15 protein-coding genes and 1 pseudogene are annotated in these 12553 nt (G+C 65.2%); 12 read left to right on the top strand and 4 right to left on the bottom strand.

Annotation, left to right across the window (positions count from 1 at the left end; translation table 11 throughout):
- Nucleotides 1-84: 84 nt before the first annotated feature.
- The 3 genes from BSIN_RS20705 to BSIN_RS25880 are packed head-to-tail and all read right to left on the bottom strand — an operon-like array spanning nucleotide 85 to nucleotide 2338.
- Entirely contained in the window at nucleotides 85-1449 is a 1365-nt protein-coding gene (locus BSIN_RS20705) for an ATP-binding protein (protein WP_089341816.1), read from the bottom strand.
- Nucleotides 1446-2189 carry a response regulator gene (locus BSIN_RS20700; RefSeq protein ID WP_089341815.1) on the bottom strand — a complete coding sequence of 248 codons (744 nt, stop codon included), beginning with the start codon at nucleotides 2187-2189 and terminating at the stop codon, nucleotides 1446-1448. Before BSIN_RS20700 ends, BSIN_RS20705 begins: the two co-directional genes overlap by 4 nt.
- Nucleotides 2186-2338 (bottom strand): hypothetical protein, encoded by a 153-nt coding sequence (locus BSIN_RS25880; RefSeq protein WP_159936020.1) that lies wholly within the window; start codon nucleotides 2336-2338, stop codon nucleotides 2186-2188. The genes BSIN_RS20700 and BSIN_RS25880 overlap by 4 nt, the downstream gene beginning before the upstream one ends.
- Before the next feature lie 184 nt (nucleotides 2339-2522).
- Between BSIN_RS25880 and BSIN_RS20690 the strand changes: the two genes are divergently transcribed.
- From BSIN_RS20690 to BSIN_RS20645, 10 genes and pseudogenes are all read left to right on the top strand, one after another.
- A complete protein-coding gene (locus BSIN_RS20690) occupies nucleotides 2523-2987 on the top strand; it encodes a hypothetical protein (protein WP_256583900.1) in 465 nt (154 codons plus the stop codon).
- A gap of 42 nt (nucleotides 2988-3029) precedes the next feature.
- Nucleotides 3030-3566, top strand: a complete 537-nt coding sequence (locus BSIN_RS20685; protein WP_089341813.1) for a thioredoxin family protein — start codon at nucleotides 3030-3032, stop codon at nucleotides 3564-3566.
- A gap of 271 nt (nucleotides 3567-3837) precedes the next feature.
- A complete protein-coding gene (locus BSIN_RS20680) occupies nucleotides 3838-4062 on the top strand; it encodes a hypothetical protein (protein WP_089341812.1) in 225 nt (74 codons plus the stop codon).
- Between the two features lie 383 nt (nucleotides 4063-4445).
- Nucleotides 4446-4797 (top strand): annotated as a pseudogene (locus BSIN_RS20675) (BON domain-containing protein).
- Nucleotides 4798-5319: 522 nt separating this feature from the next.
- Nucleotides 5320-5496, top strand: coding sequence for a hypothetical protein (locus tag BSIN_RS26845; protein ID WP_159936018.1), 177 nt, complete (start codon nucleotides 5320-5322; stop codon nucleotides 5494-5496).
- Nucleotides 5497-5871: 375 nt separating this feature from the next.
- Nucleotides 5872-6420 carry a hypothetical protein gene (locus BSIN_RS26605; protein WP_256583905.1) on the top strand — a complete coding sequence of 183 codons (549 nt, stop codon included), beginning with the start codon at nucleotides 5872-5874 and terminating at the stop codon, nucleotides 6418-6420.
- Nucleotides 6417-7331 carry a MipA/OmpV family protein gene (locus BSIN_RS20660; RefSeq protein WP_256583898.1) on the top strand — a complete coding sequence of 305 codons (915 nt, stop codon included), beginning with the start codon at nucleotides 6417-6419 and terminating at the stop codon, nucleotides 7329-7331. Before BSIN_RS26605 ends, BSIN_RS20660 begins: the two co-directional genes overlap by 4 nt.
- Before the next feature lie 47 nt (nucleotides 7332-7378).
- On the top strand, nucleotides 7379-7939 hold the full coding sequence (locus BSIN_RS20655) for a DUF3005 domain-containing protein (protein ID WP_173678726.1): 561 nt from the start codon (nucleotides 7379-7381) through the stop codon (nucleotides 7937-7939).
- Between the two features lie 86 nt (nucleotides 7940-8025).
- On the top strand, nucleotides 8026-8535 hold the full coding sequence (locus tag BSIN_RS20650; RefSeq protein WP_069236374.1) for a ferritin-like domain-containing protein: 510 nt from the start codon (nucleotides 8026-8028) through the stop codon (nucleotides 8533-8535).
- Between the two features lie 161 nt (nucleotides 8536-8696).
- Entirely contained in the window at nucleotides 8697-8885 is a 189-nt protein-coding gene (locus BSIN_RS20645; RefSeq protein WP_069235577.1) for a DUF3008 family protein, read from the top strand.
- Nucleotides 8886-9071: 186 nt separating this feature from the next.
- Here BSIN_RS20645 and BSIN_RS20640 read toward each other — a convergent pair whose 3' ends face one another.
- Complete coding sequence (locus tag BSIN_RS20640; RefSeq protein WP_059515056.1) at nucleotides 9072-9428, bottom strand: DUF3175 domain-containing protein; 357 nt, start codon at nucleotides 9426-9428, stop codon at nucleotides 9072-9074.
- Nucleotides 9429-10127: 699 nt separating this feature from the next.
- Here BSIN_RS20640 and BSIN_RS20630 point away from each other — a divergent pair.
- Together BSIN_RS20630 and BSIN_RS20625 are read left to right on the top strand one after the other, a co-directional pair.
- Entirely contained in the window at nucleotides 10128-11486 is a 1359-nt protein-coding gene (locus BSIN_RS20630) for a sigma-54-dependent transcriptional regulator (RefSeq protein ID WP_089341808.1), read from the top strand.
- 393 nt (nucleotides 11487-11879) lie between these two features.
- Nucleotides 11880-12482 (top strand): DUF4142 domain-containing protein, encoded by a 603-nt coding sequence (locus BSIN_RS20625; RefSeq protein ID WP_089341827.1) that lies wholly within the window; start codon nucleotides 11880-11882, stop codon nucleotides 12480-12482.
- Nucleotides 12483-12553 lie beyond the last annotated feature (71 nt).

Below are 12553 nucleotides of genomic sequence, written 5' to 3'. Positions count from 1 at the left end.
GGGTGGGGGCGGGTAAGTAGATTGCAGGCGGGCGACGGGCGTTTGACCATACCGCCGGTTACATCGGCGAAGCGGGTTCGAGCATCAGAAATCGCCCGCGCGGCGCTCCGCTTGCGGGCGGACGGGCGCGCGTTGCGCCCCGTTGAGCGTCAGCAACGCGCTCAGCCCGCCGCCGGGGCGATTACGCAGCACCAGCGTAGCATCTATCGCCTGCGCCAATTGACGGGAAATCGCCAGCCCGAGCCCCGTGCCGCCCGTGCCCCGGTTGCGCGACGTCTCGATCCGGTAGAACGGCTCGAATACCTTGTCGAGCAGCTCTGCCGGAATGCCTGGCCCGCGATCGAGCACGTCGATGGCGACGCTTCCGTCCGCAAGCAGCGTCGCCTCGAGCGTTGCCGCCGAGCTGAATTTCAGCGCGTTGTCGATGAGGTTGCCGATCACGCGGCGCAGCGCCTGCGGCCTCACGACGATAGGCGTCGTCACCCGCTTCGTGAGCGACACGTCGTGGCCGGCATCGACATAGTCACAGACGAGGCTGTCGAGCAGTGCATCGAGATCGATGCGGCACGGCGCTTCCGCCACGCCGTGCAGCGTGCGCGCGTAAGTCACCCCCTCGCGCACCAGATTTTCCATTTCGAACAGATCCTGGCGCAGCTTCGCGGCCTCGTCGCTGTCGTCCATCACGTCCACGCGCAAGCGCATTCGAGTGATCGGCGTCTGCAAATCGTGCGACACCGCGGCGAGTATCTGCACGCGCTCGGCCGTGTAGGCCGCGATGCGCTCCTGCATCGCGTTGAACGCCCGCGCGGCGCGCGCCACCTCGGACGGGCCCGCTTCCGACATCCGCGCGCCTTTCAGGTCCGGCCCCAATCCGTCGGCTGCGCGCGCAAGCTCATGCAGCGGCCGCGTCGCGAGCCTGACCGCAAACCAGCAGCAACCGGCCAGCATCGCAAGCTGCGCGACGAGCACGAGCGGCAGCCAATTCGAAAGCGGCACGCCGGACATCGGCCGGAAATCGATCGTGAGCGGTGTGCCGTCGGTGAGCGTCAGATGGGCCTGAAAGCGCTCGCGGCCGCCCGGGATCGCGTTCACCTTCACCGCATACGTGCGGCCGACTCCGTCCGTTATTGCTTGCGCGAAACGCTCGGACAGGCTCGCATCGATCGGGACGCCGTTCTCCCCCGGTCCGAGGATGAATTGATAGCTGCGCCGGGAAAGCCGTGGCAGCCACCGTGAGCGCTCTGCTTGCGGCAAGCGGTCGAGCAGCGCAACGGAACTCACGACTTCGCGCTCGACATAGCCTGTCATCAGGTCGACGGTGGCCCGATCGCGCTCCATCCACGTCAGCCAGAACGACAGCGCCTGCGCGAGCGCGAGTCCCGCGAAAAGTATGACGGCGAGCCGGGCAAACAGCGTGCGCGGCCAATGCCAACCCGCGGACGGTTTCATTGCAGCGCGTCGATCACGGTGACCGCCGACGAAAACACATATCCCTCGTTGCGCAGCGTCTTGATGTAGCGCGGCTCGCGCGCCTCGTCCCGCAAACGCTGCCGCAAGCGGCTGACCAGCAAGTCGATCGAACGGTCGAACGCGTCGGCCTGGCGGCCCTGGGTCAGATTGAGCAGTTGATCTCGTGTCAGAACCCGCTGCGGATAGTCGAGGAAGACCCGCAACAGCCGGTATTCGGCGCCGCTCAGCGCGACCATGATGTTCTCGGCATCGAGCAGGTGACGCGCAGTGGTATCGAGCCGCCAGTCGCCGAACGCCAGCAATTGCGCGACCTCCGTCACCTGCATGCCGGGCGGCAGCATTCGGGTGCGACGCAACACGGAGCGGATTCGCGCGAACAGCTCGCGAACGGCGAACGGTTTGGCAAGATAGTCGTCGGCGCCCATTTCGAGGCCGACTATGCGGTCAGTTTCGTCGCCGCGCGCGGTGAGCATCAGCACGGGCACGGCGCGAAACTTGCCCGCGCGCAGATCCCGGCACAGAACCAGCCCGTCGTCGCCCGGCAACATGAGATCGAGCACGATCAGGTCGGGTGCGCCGCTTTCGAGCACATTGCGCATTTCACGGCCATTGGCGGCCAGCGAGACGCGCATGCCGTTCTTTTCGAGGTAGCTTCCCACCAGTTCGCGAATGGCGCGGTCATCGTCGACCACGAGCACATGATCCGGCTTCTCCGTCATCGGTTCGTCTCTCTTCGTTTTTCCGTCCGCCAGGCACGCTCCTGAATACACGGACAATACGCCGGCTGCATGATTTCCGTGAAAATCGCCCCCGCCGCTACCCAAACGGCCATGATGACGCGTTTCATTTCGAGGCGATCGGCGCTCATGTCGCTCTCCATGTGGATGACGTGAGCTTTATAGCGCAACGGGCGAGCCGATACGTATCCTAATGTATCCGCGCCGCGACCGGACACAACACCTTGCATTCGGCCGGTCGGGGCGACACAACCGGGATACAGAGCAGGCTTTCAATGGCGCCATGCCGTCCAATCGGACAACGGGAGCCTCGTCATGCCCAGCCTGCTCGAACCGCCGTTAGCGCGACTCGCGGGTCTGTTCACCATTGCGTCGCGTTGCGTTCTGCCTGGGATGCCCGCTCTGCCGGGCGCGGGCGCTGAGCGTGCCGACCGCGCCGGCTGCGTGCGGCCGCTGTGCATTGTCGCCGGGCTCATCGTGGCCTCGGTGTCGCTGGCGCTGACGTCGGGCGCGGTGCCGAGCGCTGTGCACGCCGTACAGCACGCTGTCTGCGCCGCAGCAGCAGCCTTGTTGGCGCTGTTCGGCCTGCTGCGGCAGTGGCACGAGCCCTTCGATCGGCTCGTCGCACGGCTGCCGTTACCCGTCGCGGCCACGGGCAACGCGCGCTGCGGCAATCGCGCAGCGTTGCGCGAATCTCGCCCCGATTGCAGCCATGTTTCGGCGTTCTCGGGATCATCACGGCCGCCGCGATCGACTTTCAGTTCGACACGCTCGCCCTGAGCGTTCTTTCCACGCACCTTCCTACCTTCACGGCACACTGAAATGTTCAAGCGAATCAAACTCGTCTGTACTGCCGCCTGGGTCGGCGCCGCAGCCGCGCTCAGCCCTATTCCGTTCGCTCAAGGCCGGATCGGCAACACCGGCGCGGCACCCGAATTCACCGGCATCGACCAATGGATCAACAGCAAAGCGCTCACCATGCAGCAACTGCGCGGCCAGGTGGTGCTGGTCGACTTCTGGACTTACGGTTGCGTCAATTGCATTCATACCGTCCCATATATCGAGCGCTGGCATGAACGATACAAAGACCGGGGCCTCGTCGTCGTCGGGGTACACACACCGGAGTATCCGTTCGAACAGGAAACCGACAACGTGAAGAAAGCGATCGTCCGCTTTGGCATCAGCTTTCCGGTCGCTCAGGACAACCGCTATGCGACGTGGAATGCCTACGGTAACCAGTACTGGCCGGCGTTGTATTTGATCGACCGGCGCGGGCACATCGTCTATTCGCATTTCGGGGAGGGCGCTTACGCGCAGACCGAAGCAGCAATTCAGCGCGCATTGGCCGACAAGGGGTGACGCATGCGGCTGCTCGCGGGCCGCGCTCGGATGGTGGTCGCCGGGGCATCTATCGGCAGATGTTATTCAATTCCTTTTAGTGAGCGTCAATCGACGTGGCGCGGCCGCATGGAATCGTTCCCGTTCGAATCAAATCGCGTATCGACGGAATTCATAACGGTCGAACGAGCGTAGACGGCATCGTCCGGCGCGCGCGATGCGCCCGAAATATCGATGGAGGATGCGGCATGCGAATTGCGCCCTGTCGGTTACCTTCAACCTGGGAGATGTCATGGCATTTGATCTATTTCGCATCGTGTCGCGTGCGCTCGTCGCCGGTCTGGTGATGACCGGCATTGTCATGAGCGCCGGATGTTCGAAGCAGCGCGACGACACATCGAATTCGAGTTCGGGCGCGGGCGCTTTGCAGCCCGCGCAGCCTGCGCAGCCGGCCACGCCTGTCGTGCCGAATGCAGCGTCGGGCGCGGCTTCCATGCCGGGCGCGAGTGGGCAGTGAACGGGCATCGCGGCGGGGTGGCGCCCAAGCCGTGCCCGGCGGCCCGAGCATCGGCCGCGCCGGCGCGGACCTGCGGCGAGTAGGCAAAAGCTTCAATCGATTGCAGAGAGGTGTAGTCGTCGCGCATTGTCGGCCGTAGCCGCCGGCTTCGATTGGTGCGCGCATCGGCGTGCGGTGTGCCGCGATTTCGCGCTGTCACGTGAACCGGGGCAGGGAGCCGTCGAAATGGCTATCGGCGCTCGACGGAAGCCGGGCTGCGACGGCCGTGCGCCGAACCGCGGTGGGAACGCGTATCGGGCACAGGCGAGCGGCATGACGATTGCAGCGGATTCGTCCGGTTGGCGGTTACCGATCGGACGCACGATGGATGAACGGAGGTGATGATGGATGTCAAAGAGAATCGGGTCAATGCCAGCCGGCGGCGGCGCTGTTTGGCGGGACGGCTGAGCGTCACGCTGGCCGTTGTTGCGGCTGCGTCATGCGTGGCCGTCGCACCGAGTGCGACGGCAGCCGATGGCGGGCCGCGACGCGACGCTGACCGCGAAGGTGAAGACAGCGCTTACCGGAACGGCGGGACTGTCATCCGGCGATATTCACGTGAGGACACGCCACGGCAACGTTACGCTGACGGGCAGCGTGCCGGACGATCGCCAGCGCGCGATTGCGATCGACGTCGTGAAACAGATCGACGGTGTGCGGGGCGTGCACGATCAACTGACGATCGCATCGCAATGACCGCGGCGTGACGGCGGTGCCGGGCGGCGCGTTCGTGCCGCGTGGCCGGTGCACGGGTCCGTCGCTCGAGTCGCTCGAATTGGTGTGGGCGGTGGCAGGCCCGCAAGCGTGCCGACGCTCGTGCCGGGCGGCGGGTTGCCGGTGCGCGTCGTGGCGTCGGCGGCTGGCGTCGGCGGCAATTGACAGGACGATGCGTGCAAACGATAGCCCAACCACAGCGCACTGACTGACAGCGGAGGCGCCAACAGAGAGGGCAACAACATCCCACCAACAGCGCGGCAACATGGCAGAGCGGCAGGACGCCCGCGAGTCACGTGTCTCCACGCTTCGTGCGGCGCCAACTCCAGCGTAGTCAATAAGCAGCCGGCCTGATCATCATCGCGCCGCATAATCGAGGCCGCGCGAAACCGCGCGACTGCCGCGATCGCCTTCCATTTCGCACCATGCGGTCGGCTTCGCGGCCCATTCGTTTTCCTGCCGAGTATGTCAATCACGTATAGCTGACGCGTGCGACGCATGGTCATGACGAGCATCGGTATCGTGCTGCTCGCGATCTTCGTGCTCGTCAGCCGGCGCCGACGGTTCGATACGCGTGATGCCGCCGGTCGCGGGCGCGTCGCTGGCAGGGAAGGTTTGTTCGAGCATTTCGTCGATGTGCCGTTCCGAGTGACGCGTGCGGGCGCGTTCCTGATTCTTTAGCGGTGGCGAAGCCCCGTGCTGACGGGCCGGTGTGTCACGGTCGGGGTGTTTGGGATGAGTCATGTCGGAGGCTCCGGACGAAGTCTGCTTCGTTGGAACGACGCAATTGACGTGCCCGTATCCGCGGTAATGGGCGGCGAAGCGCGGCCGCATCAAGCGCGGGAGCGTGACGGCGGCCTATGACCGGCCCGCTCGGCACGCGGATGCCGACACGGCATGAAAGATTTGCAGAGGCCGATGTAATGCTGGCGTGAATCGCGAATATCAACGGCCGTGCCGCCACGCAATGAGCGATGCCACGGTCAGCGGCGGCACACCGCGGGGCCGGCACGCGGATTGCGGGCGGTTGCGAAGCGTTCGCAATTGGGAAGTCAAATGGAACAGAATTTCGCGATATTGCTGCACCGGCCCGATCCGCCGATGCCGGACGTCGACCCCGATCCTGAGCTTCCGGACCCCGACAATCCGCCGCCCGACTTACCGGAACCGTATCGGCATCCGGAAGGGGACCCGCCCGAGCATCCGCCGCCCGAACACGAGCCGCCGGAGCGGCAGCCGCCGGTGCGTGCGTACTCGCGGCAGCGGCGGCCTAGGCAGATGGCCTCCGAGGGCGACGCACTGGCGGATGCAAGCGGCGGCACCCGTGGATGGCGTGCCAGCTTCGATGCGCGCGCGGCAGCCGTCGTGCTGACGGCAGTGCTCGGCGCTGCGTGCGCGCAGCCGGGACGCGGCTGCGGCCCGCTGCCACGTGCGGCGGATTGGCCGGGCCGCGAAGGCGGCGAGGGCGGCGCGAGCGCGCCGGTTGCGCCACGCGCCGCCGCGCCGCCTTCGGGCGCGCTGTCGCCAACGGATGCGCCTCTGTTGCCGGTATCGGGCGCAATGACACGCACGCACGGCGCCCTTTGCGTGGCGCGGCAAGCATGATCGGAACCCGGCGCGTTTTCAGCAGTATCGGCATGCCCGGCCTGCGATCCCGACCGCGGCGGTCGGCGCGCATTGCAGGGACATGGTTCGCTGCATGCTGCGCATGCGGTTCGGCTGCGGACACCGTGCGCGCGCAGACGCCGTCGCCGCTGGCGGAATGGCAGTACTCGGCGGGCGTGCCGCTCGCGAAAGTCCTTGCGCCCGCGCAGCAGCCCGTCTGGCAGATCGACACGGGAGCGGCGGTGGATCTGCGGCCGTCGTATCCCGGCGCGTCCGCGTATCGCGTGCGGATCGGCCCGAGCATCGACATCCGTTATCGCGATCTGTTTTTTGCGTCGACGGGCGAGGGCATCGGCGTCAATGTGCTGCGAGGGCCGAATTGGCGCGTGGCGATATCTGCCGGCTACGACCTTGGAAGGCGCGCCGCGGACGATCTCGATCACCTCAGGGGCATGCCGAACATCGGCGCGGCTGCGTTAGTCAGGCTGGCGGCCGACTATGTGATCACGAAGCCGTTTCCTTGGGTGGCGCGTGTGGCCGTGCGGCGCGACGTCGGCGGGGCGAACGGTTGGCGTGGCGATCTATCTGCGTATTTGCCGCTGCCCGGCAGCAACGAGCGGTTCTTCTGGTTCGCGGGGCCGAGCGTGACGTTCGCCGATGCGCGTTACATGAATGCGTGGTTCGGTGTGTCCGATGTTCAGGCGCGTGCCGGAGAACGGCGCGGCTATGCGCCTTCGGCGGGCCTGCGCTCGGTGGCGTTCGGAACGACGGCCGTCTGGTTTGTCGACAAGCACTGGTTCGTTACCGCCGCCGGCGCCGTGGAGCAGCTCGTCGGCGCTGCGGCGCGCAGCCCGCTCGTCACACATTCGACGCAGGCGGTGGTCGATGTTTCAATCAGCTATCGGTTCTAGCGCGGGCTCGATGCAGCCGGCGCCTGACCCGAAACACGGAGGACCCGATGTCCAATGCCCATTCGAATCCCGCTCGTGCGACGCACGATGGAATGCCCGCCCGAAATCCGGTGAAGCGTTCTGCGGCAGCGCGCGATAGGCGCGATACGCCCGACGCCGCGCAGGCAAACGAAGCGCCGCGTGCGCCGAAGCTGTCGCCCGAGCGGGCGGCGGCGAAACTGCCAACCGGACTGCCGCCGATCGACCGCGATGCATATTCGGCCGACAGCGGCGATCCGGTTCGGCGGGCGGCGAGCCGCATCGTGTCGATCGACAACGCAAACATGGCCGCGACCGACAATTCGGTCGACGTGGACGGCAAGGGCATGGAAGCGCGCCAGGGTGCGTCCGAGTGGCAGGACAATGTGATCTATTCGAATGCGTCGCTCGACGACAGCGTCGATACGCCCGACGACGGCCTTGGCGGATTCGAGAGCCGCCCCGCCGGCAATGTGCCGCAAATCGCGTTGCGCCGCGGCTGGCGCGTCCGTTACGTAGGCGCCGTGGAAGTCGAGCGCGGCGACGGCAGGCGCGCCGAGCACGTGATCTGTCTCGAACCGCTCGACTGAAGCGGCACGCGCATTGCGTGCGGATTGGCGCGCCGCATGTTGCGTCGCACGGTGTGCCGCACCGCGATGCGGTAAGGAGCAAAGCGATGACCAGTCCGCGCGAATATCTCGAAGATTGGCTGCGGGATGCATATGCCATGGAGCGCCAGGCCGAGACGATGCTCAGTGCTCAGTTGAGCCGGCTCGACAACTATCCGTTGCTGCACGCGCAGCTCAGGCAGCATCTCGACGAAACGCGCATTCAGCAAACGCTTGTCGAAGGTTGCTTGCGCCGGCTCGGTACGACGCCATCTGCGATCAAGGATCTCGCTGCGCGAATTGCCGCATATGGGCAGGTCGCGGGCGGTTTGCTGGCCGAAGACGAGGTGGTCAAGCATGCAATGGCCTGCTACATGTTCGAGCAGGTCGAAATCGCCGCCTATACGGTGCTGATCGTCGCGGCGGATGCCGCAGGAGAGTCGGAGATCCGCGCGAACTGCGAGCGGATCCGGCAGCAGGAATTCGATATGGCGTCGTGGCTCGCGCGCCAACTGCCGGACATTACGACGGCATTTCTCGAACGCTCGAGCGTCGAGCGCAGCGATGCGAAGCGCTAGCCTGCCGTCGGGGCCGCAGGCGGACGGGGCGCATCGCCGTGCGCGCGGCGGCACGAATCTGCCGGCATCGATGCGCCGCGCGCAATATCCGCAAACGTAGCAATCCGAACAATGGCGCGCAATGCGCGCGTCATGATCGCACCCGCGACAGGAGCGAAACCATGCCAGCCAAATCCCAGGCGCAGCAGCGCGCGGCAGGCGCCGCGCTTGCGGCCAAGCGCGGCCGGACGAAAGTGAAGCGTTTGAAGCCGCCGTCGAAGTCGATGTACGAATCGATGAGCGAGCAGCAACTTGAGGAGATGGCGTCGACGCCAGCAAAAGGCAAGCCCAAGCGCAAACACGATGCATGAACGGTGGCATCGTGGGTCGATATCGTCCGGCGCGTGTCGCGAAATGACGGGCACGGCAACGCGGTTCCCCGCTGGGGCTGCGTTGCCGCCAGCGGCATGACGAAGAGCAGCGCGGCTGGCGCGGACAGCGCGCCATGCGAAGACGGCCGCCCGTGCGCATGCGCGACCCCGTTCGCGCGAATCAAGTCAGCGCTTGCGGCCGAACGCCTCGCGCAATTTCCGCTTCGCGCGTTCGAGCGTGGCCCGTTGTGATGCGGACAGATTGCGGCCCGCGCGGTTCGCGTAAAAATTCAGCATCGACATGGCCGACTGAAACGGCGATGCGCGGCGGCGCGTGCTGCGTTCGGCGGACCGCTTCAGCGACGCGGCGATTTTGCCGGGATCGTCTGATTTGAAGATATCAGGCTCGAGATCGAGCGCATGGCTCGTTTGCGTCACCTTGGCAGACCAGCGCTTGCGCGGCCGGGGGGCGCCGCCGCGGCTTCGGCCGGGACGTTTGGTCGGGCGTTTGCTGCGTGGTTTCGCTGCCGGTGAATGGCGCATGGTGCGGCCTCCGGTAAACGGTGCGCGTGGGGCCGCTAGCGGCTTTGTCATTGCTTCGCAATTTGCGTTCCGCTCGAATGGCCGGCAAGACGGGCGGCATGGCGGCGGCGCGATGCCGATTCCGTGGGTATCGGGCCATGCGCTCGCGCGCAGCGTCGAAAAGGGCGATATGTCGCGCGGCTGCCCTGGCGAGGCGGGTTTTGCTACCGAAGCGCGGCGGGAGTCGCCGAGCCGCTGAGCGGCACGAACGGCCGGTTGCGACGCTGTTCTTGCTGCCGGCCAGCAACGCCTCCGCGCTTGGCAGTCGCTTTCCGGCGACCGCTCGATAATACGTAGACGCTCGGCGGATGACCGCTGCGCCGCCGCCGCATGCCGGTATAAGTCTTCCGTCAATCGAATATTTTCAATGCATCTAATCGATCGATTCGATTTTCATAACCGTCGCCGTATGCGAAAAATTCAATGTGAAATTGAATAGTAAAAATAAAAAATTACATTGAAATTGTAATTTCGAATAGAAATATTTGATCGTTTATTGATGCGTAGAAATGCCTTGATGGCGCTTTTTCGGCTTATCATTAGCTCGAATTTTTCATGTGAAATTCATCTAATTTTTTCCGTGACATTCATAAAAAATATCTCTTTAAATTAAAGGGGATTATAAAGAAATAATTTATTTATTCAGAAAATGGAGTGCCGATGCCACATATCCTGGTCGTGGAGGATGACCCCGCCGCGCGAGCGTTGCTGAGCGAGCTGGCGCGCGCGCGACGGCTTGCATGCGATGCCGTCACAACGCTCGAGGCGGCGCGCGCACGGGTCGCCAAGCACATGCCGGATCTCATATTGTGTGATCTCGTGTTGCCCGACGGTAACGGCATGATGTTGTTCGATGCGCTGCCGAAAGGGGCGCATTGCGAGGTGGTGCTCATGACCGGATACGCCAGTCTCGATACTGCAATCGACGCATTGCGTCGCGGCGCAGCCGATTATCTGGTGAAGCCGCTCAATATGCAGCGGCTGAACGCGATCCTCGAGCGCGTGCCGCGCACCGGTGCGTCGCATGATGGGTGCGCGCCGGTGCGCGCCGAGCGCAAGCAGCTTGAACGCTTTGGGCACCTGCTCGGCAGTTCGCCCGCGATGCAGATGGTGTACGGCGCCATCGGCCGCGTTGCCGGCACCGATGCGTCGGTACTGCTCACAGGCGAGTCCGGCACCGGCAAGGAGCTGGCCGCGCAGACGATTCACGATCTGAGCCCGCGCTGCTGCGGGCCGTTTCTCGCGGTCAATTGCGGCGCGATTGCCGCGAACCTCGTCGAGAGCGAGATGTTCGGTCACGATCGCGGCAGTTTCACCGGGGCGCAGCGGCAGCACAAGGGCTTCTTCGAGCGTGCGGACAGCGGCACGCTGTTTCTCGACGAGATCACCGAGATGCCGATGGACTCGCAGGTCAAGCTATTGCGCGTGCTTGAAACCGGCCAACTGACGCGGCTCGGTTCCGCACGCGAGATCCGTGTCGATGTGCGGATCATTGCCGCGACGAATCGCGATCCCGAAGCGGCGGTAGCCGAGGGCAAGCTGCGCGCGGATCTCTATCACCGTATCAACGTGTTTCCGGTTGCGTTGCCGCCGCTGCGCGAGCGCGGGGGCGACGTGCCGATGCTTGCCGAAGCGTTCCTGCGCAAGCTCAACGAAGACAGCGGCCGGTCGATGGTTTTTTCCGAAGCGGCGCTCGCGGCACTGAGCCACTACGCGTGGCCGGGCAATGTCCGCGAATTGCGCAACTTCGTGCAGCGCGCGTGCATCTTCAACGACGGCGATGTGATTGACACGCTGCCGCCGCCGGTCGTCGTCGAAGTGCCGGGCATGGCAAGTGCGGTCGGCGATACGGTGAGCGTGCCGTTCGGCACGCCGCTCAGCGAGGTCGACAGACAGATCATTCTCGGCACGCTGGCGCGCTGCGGCGGTATGAAGTCGCATGCGGCTGAAACGCCAGGCATCAGCCTGAAGACGATTTCCAACCGGCTCACGCAATTCGGCGGCGGCAAAGGCGCATGAGCCGCCGATCTCGCCGGGGTACAGCACCTGCGGCCGGGCCAGCGAGCATTTCGCTGTTTCGCCGCAGCGCGGTGATTGCGCGGCGCTCGTCGAAAAAACGGCAAGCCGGCGCGCACGCGCGTGCTGCGCGTAACGCATCGAGCGCGCGGGAATACGCATTGCACGATGGCGGGGCCGGTCAATCAGCGGCGACTTCGCGATGCATCCGATCTTGCCTGCCGCCGCCGTGGCCTGCAGTGTGACGGCGGCATTCATGACCGCCGGCTCGCACGATTGCCTAGGCCGACGTGCTGGCACGGCGACGGGGCAGCGATGCGGCAGGTTCTCTGGGAATCGAAGCGCGGCGCCCCGGCAAACGGCACGGTAGTCACAACGCATAAGGAGGCACACAACATGAACCCATGCAGATCGACGTGGCGCGCGGCCGCCGCGGTCATTGCGTTCGCGTTGGGCGACGCGCACGCGCAGATGCCCGGTACGGACGCGGCACCGAACGCGCCGCTTGGCGCGGACGTCGTCAATCCGGCACCGGACGTCGGCGATAGCCGGATCGCGAAGCCGCCGCGGATAACGGACGCCGAATTTGTCGATGAAGCGGCGCTTGCCGGCAAGAGCGAGATCCAGGCAAGCCAGCTTGCCGGTGAACAATCCGCCACTGCCGACGTGCGCGCATTCGCGAAAATGATGATCGACGATCACTCGAAGATCGACGCAGCACTTCGCGCCATCGCGTCGCACAAGCGGATCACGCCGCGCACTTCGCAGGTTCATGATCCGAATATCGAGGTGCTGCGCGGCAAGCGTGGGCACGATTTCGACGTGGCGTATCTGGCGGCGGCGGGCCCCGCCGCGCACCGCCGGGTGATCCAGTTGTTCGAGCAGGAAGCAAGCTCGGGCAGCGATGCCGATTTGCGTGCGTTTGCGCAACAGACGTTGCCGACGCTGCATCAGCATTTGCGGGCCGCGCAGGCGCTCGCCCGCGAAGTGCAACGATGAGACCGGTCCGAGGCGCGCGTACCGGCGCGTCGTTTTGAATGTCGGCGGCCGATAGGCGGCACTCGATGGGA

Origin of the sequence: Burkholderia singularis (assembly GCF_900176645.1) — a bacterium.
GTDB classification, from domain to species: domain Bacteria; phylum Pseudomonadota; class Gammaproteobacteria; order Burkholderiales; family Burkholderiaceae; genus Burkholderia; species Burkholderia singularis.
The sequence above is the reverse complement of the archived record's forward strand: the minus strand, read 5'-3'. Positions and strand labels throughout refer to the sequence as shown.

What these genes read in the sequence shown, in the direction of transcription:
- BSIN_RS20690 (WP_256583900.1), top strand. Translation starts at nt 2,523, where the DNA reads ATGCCCAGCCTGCTCGAACCGCCGTTAGCGCGACTCGCGGGTCTGTTC.
- BSIN_RS20625 (WP_089341827.1), top strand. Translation starts at nt 11,880, where the DNA reads ATGAACCCATGCAGATCGACGTGGCGCGCGGCCGCCGCGGTCATTGCG.
- BSIN_RS20705 (WP_089341816.1), bottom strand. Translation starts at nt 1,449, where the DNA reads ATGAAACCGTCCGCGGGTTGGCATTGGCCGCGCACGCTGTTTGCCCGG.
- BSIN_RS20685 (WP_089341813.1), top strand. Translation starts at nt 3,030, where the DNA reads ATGTTCAAGCGAATCAAACTCGTCTGTACTGCCGCCTGGGTCGGCGCC.
- BSIN_RS20630 (WP_089341808.1), top strand. Translation starts at nt 10,128, where the DNA reads ATGCCACATATCCTGGTCGTGGAGGATGACCCCGCCGCGCGAGCGTTG.
- BSIN_RS20650 (WP_069236374.1), top strand. Translation starts at nt 8,026, where the DNA reads ATGACCAGTCCGCGCGAATATCTCGAAGATTGGCTGCGGGATGCATAT.
- BSIN_RS20700 (WP_089341815.1), bottom strand. Translation starts at nt 2,189, where the DNA reads ATGACGGAGAAGCCGGATCATGTGCTCGTGGTCGACGATGACCGCGCC.
- BSIN_RS25880 (WP_159936020.1), bottom strand. Translation starts at nt 2,338, where the DNA reads ATGAGCGCCGATCGCCTCGAAATGAAACGCGTCATCATGGCCGTTTGG.
- BSIN_RS26605 (WP_256583905.1), top strand. Translation starts at nt 5,872, where the DNA reads ATGGAACAGAATTTCGCGATATTGCTGCACCGGCCCGATCCGCCGATG.
- BSIN_RS20660 (WP_256583898.1), top strand. Translation starts at nt 6,417, where the DNA reads ATGATCGGAACCCGGCGCGTTTTCAGCAGTATCGGCATGCCCGGCCTG.
- BSIN_RS20680 (WP_089341812.1), top strand. Translation starts at nt 3,838, where the DNA reads ATGGCATTTGATCTATTTCGCATCGTGTCGCGTGCGCTCGTCGCCGGT.
- BSIN_RS26845 (WP_159936018.1), top strand. Translation starts at nt 5,320, where the DNA reads ATGACGAGCATCGGTATCGTGCTGCTCGCGATCTTCGTGCTCGTCAGC.
- BSIN_RS20645 (WP_069235577.1), top strand. Translation starts at nt 8,697, where the DNA reads ATGCCAGCCAAATCCCAGGCGCAGCAGCGCGCGGCAGGCGCCGCGCTT.
- BSIN_RS20640 (WP_059515056.1), bottom strand. Translation starts at nt 9,428, where the DNA reads ATGCGCCATTCACCGGCAGCGAAACCACGCAGCAAACGCCCGACCAAA.
- BSIN_RS20655 (WP_173678726.1), top strand. Translation starts at nt 7,379, where the DNA reads ATGTCCAATGCCCATTCGAATCCCGCTCGTGCGACGCACGATGGAATG.